Annotated in this window: 13 protein-coding genes and 1 tRNA gene; 10 read left to right on the top strand and 4 right to left on the bottom strand. The window is 31.3% G+C overall.

Features of this window, described 5'->3' with window-relative positions:
• Positions 1 to 3: 3 nt before the first annotated feature.
• Positions 4 to 405 carry a hypothetical protein gene (locus tag AD998_02230; protein KOY85125.1) on the bottom strand — a complete coding sequence of 134 codons (402 nt, stop codon included), beginning with the start codon at positions 403 to 405 and terminating at the stop codon, positions 4 to 6.
• 10 nt (positions 406 to 415) lie between these two features.
• Positions 416 to 1420 carry a protein kinase gene (locus AD998_02225; protein KOY85124.1) on the bottom strand — a complete coding sequence of 335 codons (1005 nt, stop codon included), beginning with the start codon at positions 1418 to 1420 and terminating at the stop codon, positions 416 to 418.
• A gap of 93 nt (positions 1421 to 1513) precedes the next feature.
• On the opposite strand from AD998_02225, the gene AD998_02220 reads away from it, so the two are divergent.
• From AD998_02220 to AD998_02195, 6 genes are all read left to right on the top strand, one after another.
• On the top strand, positions 1514 to 2896 hold the full coding sequence (locus AD998_02220) for a hypothetical protein (protein KOY85123.1): 1383 nt from the start codon (positions 1514 to 1516) through the stop codon (positions 2894 to 2896).
• A 25-nt stretch (positions 2897 to 2921) separates the two neighbouring features.
• Positions 2922 to 4073: a hypothetical protein gene (locus tag AD998_02215; protein ID KOY85122.1), complete on the top strand. Its 1152-nt coding sequence runs from the start codon at positions 2922 to 2924 to the stop codon at positions 4071 to 4073.
• Between the two features lie 74 nt (positions 4074 to 4147).
• Positions 4148 to 4642 carry an NADH dehydrogenase gene (locus tag AD998_02210; protein KOY85121.1) on the top strand — a complete coding sequence of 165 codons (495 nt, stop codon included), beginning with the start codon at positions 4148 to 4150 and terminating at the stop codon, positions 4640 to 4642.
• A gap of 192 nt (positions 4643 to 4834) precedes the next feature.
• Positions 4835 to 5344 (top strand): hypothetical protein, encoded by a 510-nt coding sequence (locus tag AD998_02205; GenBank protein ID KOY85120.1) that lies wholly within the window; start codon positions 4835 to 4837, stop codon positions 5342 to 5344.
• A gap of 1090 nt (positions 5345 to 6434) precedes the next feature.
• Positions 6435 to 7928 carry a hypothetical protein gene (locus AD998_02200; protein KOY88014.1) on the top strand — a complete coding sequence of 498 codons (1494 nt, stop codon included), beginning with the start codon at positions 6435 to 6437 and terminating at the stop codon, positions 7926 to 7928.
• Positions 7929 to 7965: 37 nt separating this feature from the next.
• On the top strand, positions 7966 to 8661 hold the full coding sequence (locus AD998_02195; protein ID KOY85119.1) for a hypothetical protein: 696 nt from the start codon (positions 7966 to 7968) through the stop codon (positions 8659 to 8661).
• Positions 8662 to 8766: 105 nt separating this feature from the next.
• Here AD998_02195 and AD998_02190 read toward each other — a convergent pair whose 3' ends face one another.
• Together AD998_02190 and AD998_02185 are read right to left on the bottom strand one after the other, a co-directional pair.
• Positions 8767 to 9387, bottom strand: a complete 621-nt coding sequence (locus AD998_02190) for a 2-hydroxyhepta-2,4-diene-1,7-dioate isomerase (GenBank protein ID KOY85118.1) — start codon at positions 9385 to 9387, stop codon at positions 8767 to 8769.
• A 1-nt stretch (position 9388) separates the two neighbouring features.
• Complete coding sequence (locus AD998_02185; protein KOY85117.1) at positions 9389 to 11548, bottom strand: hypothetical protein; 2160 nt, start codon at positions 11546 to 11548, stop codon at positions 9389 to 9391.
• Between the two features lie 110 nt (positions 11549 to 11658).
• Between AD998_02185 and AD998_02180 the strand changes: the two genes are divergently transcribed.
• The 4 genes from AD998_02180 (at position 11659) to AD998_02165 (ending at position 15173) form a co-directional block, all read left to right on the top strand.
• Positions 11659 to 13131, top strand: a complete 1473-nt coding sequence (locus AD998_02180; GenBank protein KOY85116.1) for a phytoene dehydrogenase — start codon at positions 11659 to 11661, stop codon at positions 13129 to 13131.
• Between the two features lie 12 nt (positions 13132 to 13143).
• Positions 13144 to 13824, top strand: coding sequence for a hypothetical protein (locus AD998_02175; GenBank protein KOY85115.1), 681 nt, complete (start codon positions 13144 to 13146; stop codon positions 13822 to 13824).
• 72 nt (positions 13825 to 13896) lie between these two features.
• A tRNA-Glu gene (locus AD998_02170) sits at positions 13897 to 13971 on the top strand.
• 44 nt (positions 13972 to 14015) lie between these two features.
• Positions 14016 to 15173 (top strand): hypothetical protein, encoded by a 1158-nt coding sequence (locus AD998_02165; protein ID KOY85114.1) that lies wholly within the window; start codon positions 14016 to 14018, stop codon positions 15171 to 15173.

Below are 15173 nucleotides of genomic sequence, written 5' to 3'. Positions count from 1 at the left end.
ATTTTATTTAATTTCTTGACAAAGTTCTACAAGTACACCATTGGTAGATTTTGGGTGTAGAAAGCAAATCAGTTTATTGTCTGCACCTTTTTTAGGTTCTGTATTTAAAAGAATAAACCCTTCATTTTTAAGCCTTTCCATTTCTTCATAGATATTAGAAACTTCGTAGGCTATATGATGAATGCCTTCTCCTTTTTTTTCAATAAACTTAGCAATGGCACTATCAGGACTTGTAGCTTCCAAAAGTTCTATTTTTGTTTCACCCATCTGAAAAAACGAAGTACTTACACCCTCACTTTCAACAGATTCCACTTTATAATGAGGTTTTCCAAACAGTTTTGAAAACAATTCATTTGATTCTTGTAAGCTTTTAACAGCTATTCCAATATGTTCTACTTTTAACATCATGGTTGTACTATTTTAATTTAATAATTTTTTCTAATACTTCTTGTGCTGCATGGATAGCATCTTTTTTTCCTTCATTTACAGCATTTTTAGCATTTTCAAGGGCCAGTTTGACTCCTTCTTGTTTATAAAAATGTTCTAATAAATTGTTTTTAATGGTTTCCTCAAGCCAAGTGAGTTGTTGCTTTTTGCGTTTTTTCTCAAAAAAACCTTTTTCTTTGCTGATTTTAAAGTATTCTTCTATTTTTTCCCAAACTTTATCCAAACCTTCTTTTTGTAAAGCTGAACAGGTTTGTACAGGCACTTGCCAACCCATTTCAGAGAGTCTGAAAAGATGCAAAGCTCCTTCATATTCTACTTTTGCAACCAAAGCTTTGTGCTTATTTTCTCCATCTGTTTTTGTAATTACAAGCATATCAGCCATTTCCATAATTCCTTTTTTGATACCTTGTAGTTCATCTCCTGCTCCTGCAAGCATCAAAAGCAAGAAAAAGTCTGTCATTTCACTTACCAAGGTTTCTGATTGCCCTACCCCTACTGTTTCGATAAAAATGATTTCAAAACCTGCTGCTTCGCAAAGTAAAAGAGTTTCTCGTGTTTTTTGGGCTGTCCCACCTAACGAATGTCCTGCTGGTGAGGGTCTAATATATGCTTTAGGATGTAAAGCAAGATGCTCCATCCGAGTTTTATCTCCTAAAATACTTCCTTTAGTTTTTTGGCTAGTAGGGTCTATTGCTAAAATCGCAATTTTCTTACCTGTCTTTTTTATTACTTCTAAACCAAAATTTTCTATAAAAGTACTTTTACCTACCCCTGGCACACCAGTAATTCCCAAGCGAATACTTTTACCTGTATGAGATAAAAGTTCTTCTAAAATTTCTTTTGACAGTCCTTTATCATACTCTAAAGTACTCTCTACAAGTGTAATAGCTTTAGACAGCACTATCACGTTACCTTGTAAAATCCCTTCTATGTATTGCTCAGGTTTCAAACGTCCTTTGGGGAAGGCTACCATTTTTTATCTTGTTTTTTTTTTTTATATTTATGAAAATATTACATTTACTTTTATCACATCAAAAGTATTAAAGTTTAGATATTTTTTAAGCAAATGAGAACATTTTTTCGATTTTTTTTCAATAAAGATAATATCCTCATCTTGGCTTTCACGGCTGTTGTGGCATTTATCATACAAAGTGTCAATCTTAATTTTGATGCATTAAATCCTGTTGAAAAAATGTTCGGAGATTTTGACATAACAGATATGTATTTTCACGGAATTAGAGCTAAAAAAACTGATTTAGATGATAGTACAGGTATAAAGGTAAATGAAACGAGACCAGATACTAATATTGTAGTGGTTGGGATTGGTAAACTCAACCGTCAAGATTTAATTCCATTACTTGAAATTGTAAATGCTCAAAAACCTAAGTGTATAGGTATAGATGTTTTGTTTAAAAAATTCAGAACAGACTCACTCAACGCTCCTATTGATAGTGCTTTTGGAAAAACTTTACAAAGCATAGAAAATTTGGTCATGGTAACAGATATTTCCTTTAAACATAAAACAAATCAAAAATTAATTAATAATAAAATAGAAAATCCTCAGTTTGATAGTTTAATTACCTCACACCCTTATTTTATCAAAAATGCAAAAGGAGGATTAGCTAACTTAATTACAGCAGGAACAAGAGATAAAGCATTGCGTTCTGATTTGGCAGGAGGTTTGGCGACTTGTCGTTCATTTTCTCCAAAAGAAAAAGTAAATGGTAAGACAGAATTGGCTTTTGCTGTACAATTGGCAATGTTGTATGATTCAAAAAAGACTGAGAAGTTCTTAAAGCGAAATAAAGACGTAGAATATATTAATTATATTGGACATCATGAAAAATTTGGCTACGTTCCTTATCAACAAGTATTTGAGATGGATGAAGCAGGAGCAAAAGATGAATTAAAAAGATTATTGCAAAATAAAATTGTATTGATGGCCTTTACAGGTGAAGACATGAATATTATGAATGTTACTTCTGATGAAGACCGATTTTTTACTCCTCTCAACGAAAATTATGTAGGTAAAGCTGATAAAGATATGTATGGTATCCATGTTCATGCCAATATTCTTTCCATGATTCTCAATGAAGATTATATTGATACCATGCCAGATTGGGCAAATTATTTAATTACTTTTGTAATTGCATATCTTATAACTGCACTTTTTGTATTTTTACATGCAAAATTAGATTTTTGGTATGATGGACTATCTCTTTTGGTACAATTTTTGCTAAGTATCTCAATAGTTTTCATTATCTTACAGGTATTTGACAACTTCAAAATGAAAGTGGATTGGAGTTTAGGATTTTTGGCAATTGTATTTATTCCTAATTTAGTAGAAGTTTATTATGGAGCAGTTACCAAACTTTATGAACGCAGACAAAGATTAAGAAGGTTAAAAAACAAACAAGTTGCAACTTTAGGAGTAGAGGAGCAAAATTAATATCAAGAATTAAAATCAAAATCCTATGAAAAACATAAGCAACAACACCGCTAAGAAAAAAGCTCTTATTTTTGCTTTGATTGTATTAGCAATCATAACAAGAGCTTACGCACAAGATTACGCATTTAAGGTACTCGCTACCAACGGAAATGTAAACCTAAAAACTAGCAATAAAAAAATATGGTCTGGTTCGACACTAAGCCCTACTGATGAGGTAGTTGTTGGAGCAAATAGTTATGTAGGTTTGATGCACAAAGGAGGTAAAACTCTTGAAATTAAACAAGCTGGTAGCTATAAGATTAGTGATTTAAACTCAAAAGTTGGTGCAGCTAATAGTAGTACATCAGCAAAATATGCAAGTTATGTAGCTGGCGAGATGGCAAAAGCTGACCGTCAAGACATTAACAAAAATCACCGTAAGTACATGGCCATTACAGGTTCGGTAGAACGTGCAAATCCTAATACAGCCTTTGCTTATTTTGCATATCCTAAAGATCAGCATGCAAATCCTACAATGGATGTACTCAATTCTATTGTAACTGTTAGACTTTATGGAAGTCCTTTGCAAGAAGGCATCGCTAAAAATAAAACATTTGCTATTAGAATTACAGATTTTTATGGTAAAGTTATTTTTACACAAGAAATCAAGGCTGATGACAAAGGTGAAGGTTTAGCTCAATTAGATTTTTCAAAAATGCAATATAAAGGAGAGCCTTCATTCATTTTAGAGGTAACTGTAAAAGAAGCAAAAGAGCCTGCTAAAGAGCGTAGTGTTTATAATATCAATTTGGTTTCTAGTGATTCTAAATTCCAAGAAGTAAAGAAAGATGCAGCTGAATATATTGCAGAACCTTCTGCTCTTAACAAAATGCTTGAGGCTCGTATCTATGAAGAAGCTCAATTATTTTTAGATGCTGCTACTTGTTATGAAACAGCTATTGCTATGGAACCTAATGTAGATACTTATAAAATTGCTTATCAAGACTTTATAGCTCGTAATAGAATGAAATTAATGGCAAGAAAAGACCAAAGTGGTAAATTAGAATTAGCTCCTATTACAATCAATACAAATGTAAAAGATGAAGAAAGCTATAAAGATGGAGCTAACACTCCTGTTGAAGAGCCTAAAACAGAAGAAAAACCTAAAAAAGAAAAAGGTACTAAGAAAATAAAATAGTCTTTTTAACAAAAAGAATTTCAAACGAGTGATAAAACTATCACTCGTTTTTTTTTATCTTGCACAAAAAAAGTATGTTTTTTTCGGAACTCAAAGAATTATTGATAAATCAATTTGGTGAAGAGATAATTATAGGAGAAAATGCTAAACTGCAACAACCTCAGTTATTCATCAATCCTGATGCTGTTGCCAAAGTTTGCACATTTCTCTATGAAAACGAACAGACCTACTTCGATTTCCTTTCTTGTATTACTGGTCTTGATGCTGGCAACAACTTTTTAGAAGTCATTTATCATCTTTATTCTATTCCTTATAATCATTCTATTATTTTAAAAGTTTCTCTAGAAAAAAATAGCGATACTTCTTCTTTACCAAAAATAGATACCATTAGTCACATTTGGGCTGCTGCCAATTGGCATGAAAGAGAAATTTTTGATTTGGTGGGCATCGAGTTTGTAGGGCATCCAGATTTAAGAAGAATTCTATTGCCTAACGATTGGCAAGGGCATCCCCTTCGTAAAGACTATCAAACTCCTGAAACATACCATGACATAAAAATCAAGTATTGAGGTTTATAAATTAGAGTACCTGTTTAATAAATAATACTTGTTGATTCGTAAAGAACTAAGGCTTTGTTAATTTATATCAGAGTATTTTTGCGTAGTCTATTATTTTTTAATCTTAAAACTACTCTTTTATGATAAGGCTTTTGATTCTATCTATGTTCTTGTTTATAGGTTTCTTTAGCTCAAAGTTCCATTATGGACTTTTATAATGCCAAAGTTAAGGAAATGTCTAATGCAGATATGGGTGGTGGCAGCTTCAAATTAACTCTTATTAAAAAAGATATAAAAAATGGTTTCTTAACTTATAATTACTCTCCTGCCTTGCATTATATGCTTGGGGTACTTGATAGTCCAGAAGAAATGGCATATTTTGTAGCAAAAAATGGTAAAAAGTTTGTAGCCACTTCAACTCTTTCAAAACAGAATTTTGATGGCAGTATTTCTTGGTCTGGTGAATTGCCTAAATTTTATGAATTAGAAAAAGGCGTATTGGTTGATAAAACTACTTTTTACTTTCCTACTTCTTCTAAAATAGATGAAGAGCTTTCTATAGAAGGAAAAAGCATTTACACAAAACTTCCTCAAACAGGAACAACTATTCAGATTGGTACAATTGATAGAAAGTTGGGGATTTCCTCTTTCAAAGCAGTATATCAATTAGTTTTTGATGTCAATTCTGGTTCATTCAAAGTTGTAAAAATCTAATTAATCATAAGTTTCTCAATTATTGAACACTCTTTTTATGAAAGTATTTTATTTCTATATTTTCTTGCAGATTTCTGTTTTACAGGTTTTTGCCCAGAAATATCCTAAAAATCCTAATAATACAGATGCAAGTAGCAAAAGACAAGGTAGTTGGACCATTTTTTTTGATGCAGATTGGGATGAAGTCCCTGCAAATAGTAATCGTATAGCCTATTACCGTATTATTAGTTATAAAGACGATAAGCCTGTTGGTGTTGTAAAAGATTATTATAAAAATGGTATTATACAATTTGAGGGTGTTTTAACACAAGACCGACCTGAAGAATTAAAAGAAGGCGATTGTATTTATTATGATGAGAAAGGGATTAAAAGGATGGTATCATCTTATCAGAATAATAAAAGAATTTCCTTAGTTTATTATGACAAACAAGGAAATATAAATAAAAACGGCTTTGAATCCATTACAGAACAAGCTGATGGGCTATATGATGAAAAAAAATATAAAGAAGCTGTTGTTCTATATGAAAAAGCAAAAATCATTGCAGAAACTGAAGATGGAAAGACTAGTAGTAATTATGCCACAGCTTGTAATAATTTAGCTTTTTGCTATGAAGCATTAAAAGAAAGTCCTTCTAAAATAGAAGCTCTGTATTTAGAAACCTATAAGGCTAAAAAAGCAAGACTTGGCGAAAAAAATGCAATTTATGCTTCAGCATGTTATAATTTGGCTTACTTCTACAATCAACAAGGAAATTATGCTAAAGCTGAAGAGTTCTATTTAGAAGCACAAAAGATATATGAAGAAATTAATAAAAAAGATAGAAATGCCTATAAAGAAACAATTCTACAATTAGCTGGTATGTATGATAAACAATCATTATACAGCAAAGCAGAACCTTATTGCAGAGAAGCTCTTGCCATTTCAGAAAAAAAGAATTCTAAAGAAAGTACTTCATATATATTTTATCTATATAGGTTGGCCAAATATTATAAAAAATTGAATAAGTATGCAGAAGCTGAAAAAATGATGGATGAGGTAATTCAAATTAATGCTAAATTATTATCAAAAAAACATCCAAGCAAAGCTAATATACCTATCCGATTAGTAAAAAATGTTCCTAAAAATATAAAGCATACCAATTTAGGTACAAATGTGAATACTAAATATGCAGAATTAGCTCCCTTTATAACTGCTGATGGTAAAACATTATACTTTGACACTAAATACAGTCCTGATAATACAGGAGGAGCAACCGATTCTGATGAGATTTATGTTTCAGAATTACAACCTGATGGAAAATGGGGAAAATCGAAAAATATAGGTAAACCTCTTAATAACAAATCTCCTAATGCTATCATTTCAGTAACTCCTGATAATAATACAGCTTTAATTATTGGCACATACAAAGAGGATGGGTCTTGGGGTGGAAGTGGCATTTCGATGAGTCAGCGAACAGAAACAGGCTGGTCACTTCCTAAGAAAATCCAAATTAAAAATGATTATAATAAAAACAAGTTTGTGGATTATTCTCTTTCTGCTGATGGTAAGACTTTGATTATGGCTACACAGAGAGATGATTCATATGGAGGAAATGATTTATCTGTTTCTTTTTTACAAACAGATGGTACATGGTCTGAACCTAAAAATTTAGGAAACACTATCAATACTTTTGCTGATGACTCAAGCCCTTTTTTAGCTCCAGATGGTATTACACTGTATTACTCATCAAATGGTTTACCTGGTTATGGGAATACAGACATTTTTGTTTCTCGTCGTTTGGACGATACTTGGCAAAAATGGTCTGAACCTGAAAATTTAGGGCATGAAATTAATACAGAAAAGGCTGATGCTTATTTTGTAATTCCAGCTTCTAGTAAATATGCCTATATGGTTACTTCTTCAGAATCTATTGGTGACCAAGATATTATACAATTAGAACTTCCTGCTGAGCTTGCTCCAAAACCTGTTGTCATAATTTCTGGAAAAGTACTAAATGCCAAAACACAAAAACCTATTGGAGCCAGAATTACATATAGAGATTTAGAAACGGATACAGAGTTAGGTGTAGCTAATTCTTCTCCTATTGATGGTAATTATAAAATCGTTCTGCCTTTTGGAAATGCCTACAGCTTTTTAGCTGAGAAAAAAGGCTTTATAGCTACATCCAATAACCTTAATTTAGAAAAAGTAGCTAACTATCAGGAAATACAACAAGATCTTCTACTTTCCCCCATAGAAATAGGTCAAACCATCAGACTTAATAATATTTTCTTTGATACAGATAAATTTCAGTTGAAAAATGAGTCTACTGCAGAGCTTAATAGACTTGTAAAAGTTCTTCAAGAAAATTCTAGTTTAAATATTGAAGTTTCAGGGCATACAGATGCTATCGGAAATGAACAAAAAAACATTCAACTTTCACAAAACAGAGCAGACGCTGTTAAGAATTACTTGGTGTCAAAAGGTATTAATAATACAAGACTTGCAAGTAAAGGTTATGGAAAATCAAAGCCTGTAGCTTCTAATAGTACAGAACAAGATAGACAACAAAACAGAAGAGTTGAATTTAGTATTGTAAAATAATTTTTATATAAATTAAAGTAATAAACAAAACATTATTATGAAAAAACTATCTATTATCATCTTGGTATTATTGACAATTGCTTGTAAAAAAGCAGATAAGCAAGAGCAAAAAGAAGCACCTAAAGATTCTGTTAAAGTTGAACAGAAAATGACAACAGTAGAAACAAAGCAAGATTACGAAAAACTTATTCAGGGGCGTTGGGTTTTACCTTCTCCTAAAGAGCAATTTGAACCTTGGGTTTATTATGATGGCAAGAAAGTCTATGGAGATGGCAATGAGGAAGGATCTACTTATCAAATAAAGGGTGATGTCATTTTATATCCAGATACCCAATCTGAAGTAAAAGTACTCAGTATGAATGAAAAAGAAATGGTTATTCAATTGCAAGAAGGTTCAAAAGAAACTTGGATAAAAGCTGATTTAAATAAAGAAGACAAAACTGTTTCTAAAAATATTGATGCAAAACTACTTGTAGGATTATGGAATTTAGAAGGTGGTGATGAGTTTTCATCCATAAGGTTTAAAAAAAATGGTAACTTTGATATGGTACCTTACAATGATTTTTACACATACAAAGTTCAAGGTAACAAAATATATTATAAGAAGACAGCCAATACACCTCAAAATGCTAATGCAGAACCTACAGAAGAAATATTAAAATTAGATGATAAAACTTTGATTATCAAAAGAGATGGCAATGAATTCAAATATCAGAGAAGTAAAAGTAAATAAATAATTTTATGGCAAAGGTTTTCTCACATATCATTGTATTTTTCTTTTTATTACATACAACTCAAGCTCAAAGCACGAAAGTATATCCAAATTTTTATGAAGTTTTTATTTTATTTCAAAATCTAACATTTTTTCACCTTCAATATATGCACACAATCTATCTCCTATTTTTACAGCTCCAACCCCTTCAGGAGTTCCTGTAAAAATCAAATCTCCTTTTTTGAGTGTAAAATACTTTGATAAAAAGGAAATAATATAATCTATTTTAAAAATCATCATGGATGTATTTCCTTTTTGGCGTGTTTCTCCATTGATTTCCAAATGAAAATCAATGTTTTGTACATCAGAAAAATTTGTTTTAGGTACAAAACCAGAAACAGGAGCAGAGCCATTAAAAGCCTTAGAAAGTTCCCAAGAGTAGCTATTTTGCTTCAACTTTGCTTGTAAATCTCTTGCTGTAAAATCTATTCCAATGCCTATTTCATCATAATATTTATGAGCAAAGCGTTCTTCGATATGTTTGCCTTCTTTCCCAATTTTCACAACAATTTCTACTTCATGATGAATATCTTTACTAAACTCTGGATAATAAAAAGGTGCATTTTCTTTCAGTAAAGCTGTATCTGGTTTCATAAAAACAACTGGTTCGCCTGAAAACTTATCGAATTCACTTTTCATTTCAGCAATGTGATTGGCATAGTTTTTACCAACAGCAAGTATTTTCATATTATCGGGTAAATTTATGTGGTATATCTGTTTTTCTTTCTTCAGTAGAGGTTTCTTTAATTCTAATTTCAGCCTTTTGTCTACTAGCTGTTGGCTTTATTTTAAAGCCAACAATGAGTTGGTCATCTATTTGTTTATAACTTCCTCTCCATTCTTCCATTACTTTATTGAGTTGGAGGTGTTGAGCTTTCAAGCTCTTATCATTAAGTTCTAATAATAGTTTTTTCAAACTCCCTGCCATGAATTTCTTATTGCTCTCTCCACCAAACTGGTCTGCAAAACCATCCGATGCCAAATAAACAATTGTATCTTCTTTACCCAATTTGATAATCTGATTTGTAAAGTTTCGCTCTACACCACGTTTAGCTCCACCTATTCCCATTCTATCACCTTTTATTTCTTCTAGTTTATTATTTCTTATCAAATACATTCCATTATTTGCTCCTGCAAATTCTAAGATATTATGTAATTGATGGAAAACACAGATGGCTATATCCATACCATCTTTTGCTCCCTCCTCTAATATCTCATCTTGCTTTAAAGCAAATCTAACTTCTTCATGCAACTGATTCAATATCTCGGCTGGTCTTGTAATACCTCTTTCAAGAACTATTTGATTCAATAATGTATTTCCTATCATACTCATAAAAGCTCCTGGTACACCATGACCTGTACAGTCAACAACAGCCACTACTATTTTATTATCTCTTTCAGCAAACCAGTAGAAATCTCCACTTACAATATCCCTTGGTTTAAAGTAGATGAATGTTTCTGGAAAGGCTTGCACAATTTGATTCTTGGAAGGTAAAATTGCCTTTTGTATTCTTTGAGCATAAATAATACTATCTGTAATTTGTTTGTTTTGTTCAGCTAATTCTCTTGTTCTTTCTTCTACCAAAAGTTCCAATTTTTTATTTTGTTCTGTAATAAATTCTCTCTGTTCTTTTTCTTTTTCTACACGTTCTCTCTCTAAGGCTTTTTGAGCAATTTCTCTTCTTAGTGTATTAATTTTATCTGCCAAGGCTAATGACAAGAGTACGACTTCCAAAGCTGAGCCAATTTGGATACCATAAACAGTTACAAACGTATAAGGTAATATTCCAAAAGACCTCAAAGCAGTTATAAATGAACCTAACAAAAATATACTCCACGCCAAAGTAAAAAAACGAGCTGGTCTGAAACCTTTTTTTAAAGAAACGACAGATATATAAACCAAAATAATAACCGAAGGCAGTCCCATGAAAACAGCCATCATAGTACTTGTTCGAGAAGGAAGCAATAGAGACAATACTATGATTAAAAAGCTTACTAACATCATAATTTCAAGCACTCGATTGGCTTTAGGCATCCTTTGAGCAACACTCAAAAATTCTCTACCAAAATTTAATGAATTGAATATCAATAGAGCTATAAAAAATGGTATATTAACTGCATTAAAACTTGGAAAATTAGACCATAAATATTGAAATCCGTGTCCGTTGAAAGACATAACAAATAATAACATTGATAGTATAAACAAAATATAGTATAGATAACTCTTTTCTTTTAAAGCTGTATAAACAAATAAGTTATAAAATAACATGGCTAACATAATACCATAATACAATCCAAGCCCCAAGTAACCTGAGCTATTACTTTCTGTATAAGTTTCTGCTTTCCAAACTGTAATGGGAAACGTTGTATTGCGTTTGCTTCTAAACCTCAATACGATTGTTTGTTCTTCTTGTGGTTCAAGATGAGTTACAAAAACAAAGTTTTTGGTTTTAATTTCTCTTGTAGAAAACGGTAGTCCGTAGCCTGTATTGTTTTTTTTGACTATTTGATTATCTTTTAAAACAAAGAAACTCACAGAATCTAAGGAGGGGTAATCTACTTCTATCCAAATGTCTTGGGGTTTATTTTGAGCATTTTTTACAAAAAACTTTGTAAAAAATGCAGAATTGGAATACCCATAATTTGGACTATCCATAGTAGATGGTACAAAACTCTCTTCTAAAGCTTTTGTGACAGTTAGAAAGCGTGTTTTATCTTCAAAAATATTTAGGAATTGTTTTCCAACTGTATATTTGCTTTTGTTTTCTTCTATCAACAAAGTTTGACTTTGTGGGAAAACATCTAATAAATAAAAAGAAAATAGTATAATAAGCAGTGTGTTTTTCATTTTTATGGTATTTATCGCATAACAAATTCAGAAAAAAAAATTAAATCTACAACATTTTTAATAGCTTTCTGTTTCATAATTTAATGACTATATTTTTTAACTACTTTTCTATGAGTAAAAATATTATTGTAATAGGTGCTGGTTTTGCAGGTCTTTCTGCTGCTACTACACTTGCAGACAAGGGTTATAAAGTTACACTTCTGGAAAAAAATGAATCCGCAGGTGGAAGAGCAAGAGTTTTCAAAGCAGAAGGTTTTACTTTTGATATGGGTCCTAGCTGGTATTGGATGCCTGATGTATTTGAAAGATATTTTGCTCGCTTTGGTAAAAAAGTAGAAGATTATTATAAACTTATTCGTTTAAGCCCTTCTTATAGAGTTTGTTTTGGAGAAAATGATTTTGTAGATATTCCTTCTGATTTAAATGAATTGTATGCTTTATTTGAAAGTTATGAAAAGGGAAGCAGTCAAAAATTACAAGAACTCTTAAAAGATTCCGCCTATAAATATGAAGTAGGTATCAATAAGCTTGTTTACAAACCAAGTCTTTCTGTTTGGGAATTTGTAGACATTAAATTACTTATTGACATGATTCGTATGAATATTTTTGAGTCATTTCACAAATACGCTCGAAAATACTTCAAAAATGAAAAATTACTTAAGCTAATTGAATTTCCAATTTTATTTTTAGGAGCCATTCCCCAAAATACTCCAGCTTTGTATAGTTTAATGAATTATGCAGATATTAGTTTGGGAACTTGGTATCCAATAGGAGGAATGCATAAAATTGTAGATGGAATGGTTTCTTTAGCTCAAGAAAAAGGGGTGAAAATTTTATATAATCAGGAAGTAAAAAAAATAAAAGTAATTGATGGTCAAGCTAAACAAGTAATTACAGATACTGATACTTTTGAAGTAGATGCTGTAGTGGCTGGAGCTGACTATGAACATATAGATCAGAAAGTTTTAGAAAAACCTTATCAAAGTTATTCTAAAGATTATTGGGATAAAAGAGTCATGTCACCTTCTTCATTAATTTTCTATTTAGGACTAAACAAAAAACTTGAAAATGTAAAACATCACACATTGTTTTTCGATGAAGATTTTTCTTTACATTCTCACGAAATATATACAGATCCTAAGTGGCCTTCTAAACCTTTGTTTTATACATCTATACCTTCACAAACAGACCCATCAGTTGCCTCAGAAGGTACAGAGAACTTATTTATTCTTATTCCTGTTGCAGTAGGGTTGGACGATTCTGAAGAAACACGTGAATACTATTATAATTTGGTCATGGATCGATTTGAGAAGCTCATTGGACAAAATATTAGAGAAGCTGTTATCTATAAAAGAAGTTATGCTCACAAAGATTTTTCTAATGATTATCATTCTTTTAGAGGTAATGCTTATGGCTTAGCTAATACACTTATGCAAACTGCAGTTTTAAAACCCAGTTTAAAAAGTAAAAAAGTAAAAAATTTGTACTTTACAGGTCAACTAACTGTTCCAGGTCCAGGTGTGCCTCCGTCTCTTATTTCAGGACAAGTAGTAGCAGAAGAAATTGCAAAAAAAATACGTTAAAAATTAAACTTTATGGAAATTGAAATTTGGAGTGATGTTCTTTGCCCATTTTGTTATATTGGTAAAAGAAAATTTGAAAAGGCTCTCGAACAATTTGAGTATAAAAATGATATAAAAATTATTTGGAAATCTTTTCAATTAGATCCTGACTATCCAAAAACTTCCCCTAAAGAGGAATATACCTCTTATCTAGAAAAACGAAAAGGTTGGAGCAAACCCCAAACCCAACAAATTTTAGATAATGTAACTCAAATGGCTAAAAGTGTCAACTTAGACTTTCACTTTGAAAATGCTATTGTTGCAAATTCTTATGAAGCTCATAGACTTTTACATTTTGCCAAACAGCAGAATTTACAAAATACGTTGAAAGAAGTCCTTCTTGAAGCTCATTTTGTAAAAGGTTTAGATATTGCAGATAAAAGTATCTTAGTAGAATTAGGTAAAACCGTTGGTATGAATGATATAAACATTCAAAAATTTTTAAACACCAACGAACAATCTGAGTATGTTGAAAAAGATATTTATGAGGCATTTCAGATAGGTGTAAAAGGGGTTCCTTTTTTTGTTTTTAATAAGAAGTTTGCTATTTCAGGAGCACAAGATAGCTCCATTTTTCTTCAAGCTCTTCAACAGAGTTTTGTAAAACCTATAGATCAACCTGTTAATAGTTGTGATATAGATGGAAATTGCTAATTACAAAAAAAAGATATTTTTTCTTGCATAGTTATTTTTTTATATGCAAATTTGCAATCCTAAATCGCTAATGCTCCGTTCGTCTAGGGGTTAGGACACCAGATTTTCATTCTGGTAACAGGGGTTCGATTCCCCTACGGAGTACTAAACCCAAGCCCTGCTCATCACAGGGCTTTTTTACTATTTAGCCTATGAAATCAAGTATATTTTCTTGGAATTTACTTATTATTTTTCTTTTTCTTAATCAATATATTTTTGCTCAAGACCAAATCATTACGAAAAAAGGAGATACTTTAAGAGTTTATATCGTTAAATCTTTCAAGGCTACTAATTCAAAAAAACTTTCTTATAAAATAGCCCCTGAAAGCACTTCTGAAGAAATATTATTACCTTCTCAAGTACAATCTTTCAATGGCAATGGCAATTATGAGTCTGTATTCATTACTCCAGAAAATGAATTTATTTTTTTACAAAAAGCCATAGATAAAGGAAAAATACACTTATACAAAGGTGTAGATGAACAAGGTAATCCAGACTTTTTTATCCAAAAAGATAGTAAAGTTGTGGCTGTAGATAAGTTAAACTTAACAGCCTTTATTGAGAGTTACTTTTTAGATTGTTCTAATTTTGACAAAAATCGCTATTTACCAGCCAAAATAGAAAACTATCGCCAAGATTACCTCATGGATTTAGTTTCTTATTATAATAATTGCTCTGAGCCTCAAACATATTCTTATATCCGTTATTATAGCTTCCCTAAACCCAAAAGAAATGATGAAATCCGTTTTGGTGTAAAGGCTGGAGGAGGCGTACAAGAATATGCTTATCGTTCTTTTTCTACAACTGCCAATCTAAATTTGTATGGAACAGGCGTTTTTAATCCACAAGTAAGTTTTGTTGGTGGTATTTATAGTAATGTTCAATATGGAAAAGTATTTAGTATTCATTTAGAAGCATTATATCTTTATAGAAATGCTAAATCTACAGATGGAGCTATCAATATGCGTTTTAGTGGCTTGAATATTCCTTTTTTATTGGAATTTAACCTTTTTAATAAGAAGAAAACACATCCTTTTATCAATACAGGGTTAAATACTGTTGTAGGAATAGGTTCAAAATACTCTATCACTCCACCTGCTGGATTTCAAATCCTCAGACCATTGAGTATGAGTCCTGTAAGTTTTGGAGGACTTATTGGAGGTGGTATCTATCTCAATACATCCAACAAACCTATTAAAATAGAAGCAAGATTTTCTTATGATTTTTTTGAGGTAAATAATATAACTGTAGGAAGTGATAAAATGAGAAATGCTAATTTTATGGTTATGGCTAGCTATCCTCTTTTATAA

It is taken from the genome of bacterium 336/3, from assembly GCA_001281695.1.
Lineage (GTDB): Bacteria > Bacteroidota > Bacteroidia > Cytophagales > Thermonemataceae > Raineya.
Note: the sequence above shows the minus strand (reverse complement) of the source record. Positions and strands in the feature narration are given on the sequence as shown.